Below are 6,264 nucleotides of genomic sequence, written 5' to 3'. Positions count from 1 at the left end.
CGGCACGCTGTGGAGTGCGGGATCAACCGGCTCAAGCGCAACCGCGCCGTGGCCACACGGTTCGACAAACTCGCAGTCCGCTACGAGGCAACCGTTCACATCGCCGCGATCAACGAGTGGCTACGCCATTGAAACAGGCCCTAGCCGCAGCAGCCGCCACCACAGCAGCCACCGCCACCGCCGGCCGGGGCCGCGGGACCGCTCGCGGCCCCGGTGAGGGCGACCGTGGTGAGCAGCTTGACGGTGTCGGCGTGGCCCTCCGGGCAGGTCGCCGGCGCGCCGGATTCGCTCATCGGGCGCAGGAGCTCGAACGTCTCGGTGCACTCGCGGCAGCGGTAGGCGTAGGTCGGCATGCCGCGATTATCGCCGGAGGGGCCCGGGGATGGGAAGCTGGGCGCGTGCAGCCGCCCTCGCTCGCCGACGTCCCGCACCTCGGCCAAGTCGTCCCGTCCCTGCTCGCCGCGCTCGGGGTGCCCGGTTGCGGGAACGCACTGGCGTTGCCGGAGGCCCGCAGCGCCGGCGTGCTGCTCGTCGACGGGCTCGGCTGGGAGCTGCTCGCCGAGCACGCGGCGGACGCCCCGGTGCTGACCGAACTCGCCCGCGAATCGCTGCGCGTGGGCTTCCCGTCGACGACGGCCGCCGGGGTGGCCGCGATCGGCACCGGGCTCGCCTCGGGCGAGCACGGGATGGTCGGCTACACCTTCGAAATGCCGGGCACCGGCGTGCTCAACGCGTTGCGCTGGTGCAGCCACGAAGACGGCAGCGACCTGCGGGGCGCCCTCCCGCCCCGCGAGGTGCAGCCGCTGCCGACGACGTTCGAGCGCGCCGCCGCGGCGGGCATCGAAGCGGCCGTGGTGTCGTCGGCCAAGTTCCGCGACACGGCGTTGACCCTGGCCACCCAGAGCGGCGCGCAGTACGCCGGGGTCCACGCGCTGGGCGACCTCGCCGCGCGGACGTTGTCGGTGCTCGGCGGGCGCGCGTTCTGCTACGCCTACCACAGCGAACTCGACCTGCTGGGGCACGTCTACGGCCCCGGTTCGACCGCCTGGCGGATGCAGCTGCGGCAGATCGACCGGCTCGTCGAGTCCCTTGTGGACGGTCTGCCGCCCGGTGCGCTGCTCGCGGTGGTGGCCGACCACGGGATGGTGACCGTCGAGGACAAGCTCGACCTCGAAGACGTCCCGGAACTGCTGGCCGGCGTCCGGACGTTCGGGGGCGAGGTCCGGGCCCGGCACGTCTACACCGAGCCGGGGGCGGCCGCCGACGTCCTCGCGGCCTGGCGGGAGGTGCTGGGCGAGCGGGCCTGGGTGCGCTCGCGCGAAGAGGCCGTCGCGGAGGGCTGGTTCGGGCACACGGTGAGCGACCGGGTGCTGCCGCGGATCGGCGACGTGGTGGCCGCGGCCCGGGACCGGTTCGGGATGGTGCGGGGGCTCGCGGAGGCCGTCGAGACGTCGCTGGTCGGGCAGCACGGGTCGCTCACCAGCGCCGAACAGCTGGTGCCGCTGGCGTTGGCCCAGGGGTAGGCCGTACCCGGGCGGACGACACGCGCACCTGGATGGACGACACGCGTACCTGGGTGGACGACACGCGGGCGGGCTCGGCGGTGCTTGGGCGGGCATCATGTGTGTCTGGAGGGTCATCTCGCGTGATTGGAGGGTCAGCACGTGTGATTGGGGGGTCGACTCGTGTGCCTGGGGGGTTGGGTCGGGTGGGTGGCGGTTACCGTTTGGGCGTGCCACGACGCAACCGCCCCGGCCGCCGTTCGGAGGGCGGGCCGCCCGAGCGTGACCTCGGGGCCGCCACCGGGTGGGCGCGGGCCGAGTCCGGGGTGGACGGGGACTGGCTCGTGCGGACCGTGCCCGGGAGCCAGGCCACGAAGGTCTACCGCTGCCCCGGGTGCGACCACGAGATCCGGCCGGGGACGCCGCACCTCGTCGTCTGGCCCGCCGACGAGACCGGGTCGGTCGCCGACCGGCGGCACTGGCACCGGGCCTGCTGGGAAGCTCGGGCCCGGCGGCGGCCGTCCCGCCGCTGGTGAGGTGGGCGGCCGGATTCACTCTGGAGTTGTCAAACAACGACGGCGGGGTCAGCGCCGGTAGTGCCTCGACATCGCGCCCTCGTACACCTCCTCCGTGTACTCCGTGAAGCCCAGGCGCTCGGCCACCCTGAGCGAGGGCTTGTTCGCGGTGCTCACGCTCGCCAGCACCGGCACGGACGGCAGCTCGCGGGCGCACCACGCCAAGACCGCCTGGCCCGCCTCCACCGCGTAACCCTTGCCCCACGCCGACGGGCGGAAGCGGTAGCCGAGGTTGAGGACCTTTTCGCCGTGGAACTCGCGCAACCGCACGCCGCACATGCCCAAGACCTCCGTTCCGCCGCGCTCGAGGACTGCCGGGTAGCCGAAGCCGTGCTCCGACCAGTGCGCCAGCCACTCCGAGAACATCGCCGACGCTCGTGGCACGTCGGGTGGGTCGGGGTGGAAGCGGTTGGTGCGCGGGTCCGTGTGGATGTCGACCATCGCCTGCCTGTCCGCCTCGTGGAGCGGACGCAGCCGGAGCCGGTCGGTTTCGATGTCGGTGAACACATCGGCGAAGCTAGCGAGGGGGTCCGACAAAATGGCGCGCATGACCGAACTGCCGCTGGTCCTCCTCCACGCCTTCCCCCTGGATTCCCGCATGTGGAACGCAGTGCGCGCGCCCCTCGCTTCACACCTTCGGGTGATCACCCCGGACCAGCGCGGGCTCGGCCGCTCGCCGCTGCCGGAGACCGATCGCGAGCCGAGCCTCGAAGACGCCGCGCGGGACGTCGTCGCCCTGCTCGACCGGCTGGACCTGGACCGCGTCGTGCTCGGGGGCTGCTCGATGGGCGGCTACCTCGCCATGGCCGTGCTGCGGCTCGCCCCGGAGCGGGTCGGCGGGCTCGTGCTCATCGACACCAAGGCCGCGCCCGACACGCCCGAGGCCGCGCAGACGCGGCTGGACGTCGCGGCCCGCGTCGAGCGCGAGGGCACCGAGACCTGGCTCGCCGAGGCCAACCTGCCCAACCTCCTGGCCGGATCGACGCGGGAACAGCGTCCCGAACTCGTCGAGACGGTCCGCGGGATCATCGAATCGCAGCCGCCGTCCGGGATCTCCTGGACCGCGCTGGCGCTGCGGACCCGGCCCGATTCACTGGACCTGCTGCGGGACTCGGGCGTCCCGGCGCTGGTGATCGTCGGCGAAGAGGACCCGATCACCCCGGTCGCGGCGGCGAGCGAGATGGCCGAGGCCATGGACGGCGCGACGCTCGTCGTGCTGCCGGACGCCGGGCACCTCACCCCGCTCGAAGACCCCGCCGGCGTGGTCGAGGCGATCCTCTCCTGGTACCCGGCCACTCACGCGAAGTAGGCGTCGAGCGCCGAGCGGGCTTCGGGCAGCCGGTGCGGGAATCGGATGGCGATGACGAATCGCCACACAACCGAGTACAGCTCGCGTAGCCGCGTACACACGCGAAGCGCCTCTTCGTCCACGGAGCCCGGGTAGGCGGCCAGGAATTCCGGGCCGCCCTGCCGGGCCAGGATGCCCAGGTCCCACGCGAGCGGCCCGCGCCACGTGTCCTCGAAGTCCAGCCAGCAGGGACCCGCGGGCGTGGCGATCAGGTTCCCGGGGTGGGCGTCGCCGTGCAGCGGCTGCACGGCGACCTCCGGCAACGCCGCCGCGAGGCGGGCCGCTTCCCCGCGCAACCGGGGGTCCAGGTCGTGGCGGTCGAAGACGTGGCCGAGGTCGTCCAGCGGGCCGCGGCGGGGCAGCTCGCCCGGGTACTCGCGCAGCGCCGCGTGCACCTCGGCGAGCGACCGGGCGACGACCTCCGGTGCGTACCGGTGGCCCGGGTCGTGCGGGGTGTGGTGCCAGAGCGTGACCGGCAGCCCGTCGGCGAAATGGGGTCCGGCCGGGGGATCCGTGCTGGGTGAGACGACGCGCACACCACGTTCGGTGAGGAACCGCGACACCGCCACGTCCCGCTCCTGCCAGGCCGGCCCGGTCCGCGCCAGGCGGGTGGTGGCGGGCACCCTGGCGACCAGCGGACCCAGCCTCACCAGCACGTTCGAGCGTTCGTGGAGCACTTCGGGTTCGTGGCCGGGCAGGCCCAGCCGGGCGGTCACGGCGCGGGCCGCGCGCACCGCCGCGCGGGTGTAGTCGTCGGCCACGCCCCGATCTTGCCAGCCGGTGCGCGCGACTGTCGGTAGCGAGGGCTACGATCCCCCTAAGCCGCCGGATCGGGCCTCGTCCGACCCGGTGGCGGGACGATGACCACCACAAGGTTTCAGTGTTGGAGGCAGGAGTGACGGCCGTAGCCCCCAAGCCGATCGCCACGCGCCCGTACCCCGCGCGCGAGTCGGTTAAGGGTTCGTACCTGCTGCGGTTGTTCCGCACGACGGACCACAAGCAGATCGGGATCATGTACCTGGTCACGTCGTTCGCCTTCTTCATGGCGGGCGGCGCGATGGCGATGCTGATCCGCACCGAGCTGGCGCGGCCCGGGCAGCAGTTCCTGTCGCAGGAGCAGTACAACCAGCTCTTCACCATGCACGGCACGGTGATGCTGCTGCTGTACGCGACCCCGATCCTCTTCGGCTTCGCGAACTTCGTGCTCCCGCTGCAGATCGGCTCGCCCGACGTCGCCTTCCCGCGGCTGAACGCGTTCTCGTACTGGCTGTACCTCTTCGGCGGCCTGATCGTGATCTCCGGCTTCCTGACCCCGGGTGGCGCCGCCGACTTCGGCTGGTTCGCCTACACCCCGCTGTCGGACGCCATCCACTCGCCGGGCGTCGGCGCGGACCTGTGGATCTCCGGCCTGGTGGTCTCCGGTCTCGGCACCATCCTCGGCGCGGTCAACATGGTCACCACGGTGGTCTGCCTGCGCGCGCCGGGCATGACGATGTACCGGATGCCGATCTTCACCTGGAACATCCTGGTGACCAGCATCCTGGTCCTGCTCGCCTTCCCGATCCTGACCGCGGCCCTGATGGGCCTACTGGCGGACCGGCACCTCGGGGCGCACGTGTTCGACCCCGAAAACGGCGGCGTGATCCTCTGGCAGCACCTGTTCTGGTTCTTCGGCCATCCCGAGGTGTACATCGTCGCGCTGCCGTTCTTCGGCATCGTGTCGGAGATCTTCCCGGTGTTCAGCCGCAAGCCGCTGTTCGGCTACAAGAGCCTGGTCTGGGCGACGCTGGCCATCGCGGCCCTGTCGGTCGCGGTGTGGGCGCACCACATGTACGCCACCGGCGCCGTGCTGCTGCCGTTCTTCTCCTTCATGACGTTCCTGATCGCCGTCCCGACCGGCATCAAGTTCTTCAACTGGATCGGCACGATGTGGAAGGGCCAGCTGTCCTTCGAGACGCCGATGATCTTCTCGATGGGCTTCATCGTCACGTTCCTCTTCGGCGGTCTGACCGGCATCCTGCTGGCCGCGCCGGCGATCGACTTCCACGTGTCGGACAGCTACTTCGTCGTCGCGCACTTCCACTACGTGCTCTACGGCACGATCGTGTTCGCCACCTTCGCCGGCATCTACTTCTGGTTCCCGAAGATCACCGGCCGGATGATGGACGAGAAGCTCGGCAAGTGGCACTTCTGGACCACGTTCATCGGCTTCCACGGCACGTTCCTCGTCCAGCACTGGCTGGGCGCGGAGGGCATGCCCCGCCGGTACGCGGACTACCTGACCAGTGACGGCTTCACCACGCTGAACACGATCTCGACGATCGGCGCGTACATCCTCGGTGCCTCGACGCTGCCGTTCATCTGGAACGTCTTCAAGAGCTACCGGTACGGCGAGATCGTCACGGTGGACGACCCGTGGGGCTACGGCAACTCGCTCGAGTGGGCGACCTCCTGCCCGCCGCCGCGGCACAACTTCACCGAGCTGCCCCGGATCCGCTCCGAGCGGCCGGCGTTCGAGCTGCACTACCCGCACATGATCGAGCGCATCCACAAGGAAGGCGAGATCGGCTTCTTCGGGAAGCAGAAGGTCAACAGTCACGCGGCGCCGTCGCAGCTGCTCACCGAAGCGGTGATCCCGGGAGACCACTCCAAGGACAACGCGAGCGAGCAGGGCGATAAGTAGAACTTATTCTGGTTAGGTCGGCGCTACGCACCGTAGACGGTGCACCCACCGTGACGCTCGCGCCGACCGACGGCTGAATAAGGTTCTCCGGTACCTGAACGAGTGAGCGCGTGCCCGGCTGCGAACGTGCGATGGGTGCCGCAAGGGGCGAAGGAT

Annotated in this window: 7 protein-coding genes; 4 read left to right on the top strand and 3 right to left on the bottom strand. The window is 70.9% G+C overall.

Annotation, left to right across the window (positions count from 1 at the left end):
* Positions 1-140: 140 nt before the first annotated feature.
* Entirely contained in the window at positions 141-353 is a 213-nt protein-coding gene (locus tag ACWDN5_RS45965) for a zinc ribbon domain-containing protein (protein WP_310967078.1), read from the bottom strand.
* Positions 354-398: 45 nt separating this feature from the next.
* Between ACWDN5_RS45965 and ACWDN5_RS45960 the strand changes: the two genes are divergently transcribed.
* Positions 399-1,523 carry an alkaline phosphatase family protein gene (locus tag ACWDN5_RS45960; RefSeq protein ID WP_310967079.1) on the top strand — a complete coding sequence of 375 codons (1,125 nt, stop codon included), beginning with the start codon at positions 399-401 and terminating at the stop codon, positions 1,521-1,523.
* Between the two features lie 209 nt (positions 1,524-1,732).
* Positions 1,733-2,038, top strand: coding sequence for a hypothetical protein (locus ACWDN5_RS45955; RefSeq protein ID WP_449680703.1), 306 nt, complete (start codon positions 1,733-1,735; stop codon positions 2,036-2,038).
* Positions 2,039-2,086: 48 nt separating this feature from the next.
* Here the strand turns inward: ACWDN5_RS45955 and ACWDN5_RS45950 are convergent, their stop codons facing one another.
* Positions 2,087-2,626 carry a GNAT family N-acetyltransferase gene (locus ACWDN5_RS45950; RefSeq protein WP_310967081.1) on the bottom strand — a complete coding sequence of 180 codons (540 nt, stop codon included), beginning with the start codon at positions 2,624-2,626 and terminating at the stop codon, positions 2,087-2,089.
* On the opposite strand from ACWDN5_RS45950, the gene ACWDN5_RS45945 reads away from it, so the two are divergent.
* Positions 2,625-3,386 carry an alpha/beta fold hydrolase gene (locus ACWDN5_RS45945; RefSeq protein ID WP_449680702.1) on the top strand — a complete coding sequence of 254 codons (762 nt, stop codon included), beginning with the start codon at positions 2,625-2,627 and terminating at the stop codon, positions 3,384-3,386. The two genes, ACWDN5_RS45950 and ACWDN5_RS45945, sit on opposite strands and share 2 nt — an antisense overlap.
* Here ACWDN5_RS45945 and ACWDN5_RS45940 read toward each other — a convergent pair.
* Positions 3,374-4,186, bottom strand: coding sequence for a phosphotransferase family protein (locus ACWDN5_RS45940; protein WP_310967083.1), 813 nt, complete (start codon positions 4,184-4,186; stop codon positions 3,374-3,376). The genes ACWDN5_RS45945 and ACWDN5_RS45940 overlap by 13 nt on opposite strands.
* A 134-nt stretch (positions 4,187-4,320) precedes the next feature.
* Between ACWDN5_RS45940 and ctaD the strand changes: the two genes are divergently transcribed.
* On the top strand, positions 4,321-6,108 hold the full coding sequence (gene ctaD / locus ACWDN5_RS45935; protein WP_310967084.1) for an aa3-type cytochrome oxidase subunit I: 1,788 nt from the start codon (positions 4,321-4,323) through the stop codon (positions 6,106-6,108).
* Positions 6,109-6,264: the final 156 nt, after the last annotated feature.

The sequence above is a fragment of the Amycolatopsis sp. NPDC003731 genome (assembly GCF_053586895.1).
The sequence above is the reverse complement of the archived record's forward strand: the minus strand, read 5'-3'. Positions and strand labels throughout refer to the sequence as shown.

Bases quoted from the DNA above. Each gene is read 5' to 3' on its own strand.
- ACWDN5_RS45965 (WP_310967078.1), bottom strand. From the start codon at position 353: ATGCCGACCTACGCCTACCGCTGCCGCGAGTGCACCGAGACGTTCGAG.
- ACWDN5_RS45945 (WP_449680702.1), top strand. From the start codon at position 2,625: ATGACCGAACTGCCGCTGGTCCTCCTCCACGCCTTCCCCCTGGATTCC.
- ACWDN5_RS45950 (WP_310967081.1), bottom strand. From the start codon at position 2,626: ATGCGCGCCATTTTGTCGGACCCCCTCGCTAGCTTCGCCGATGTGTTC.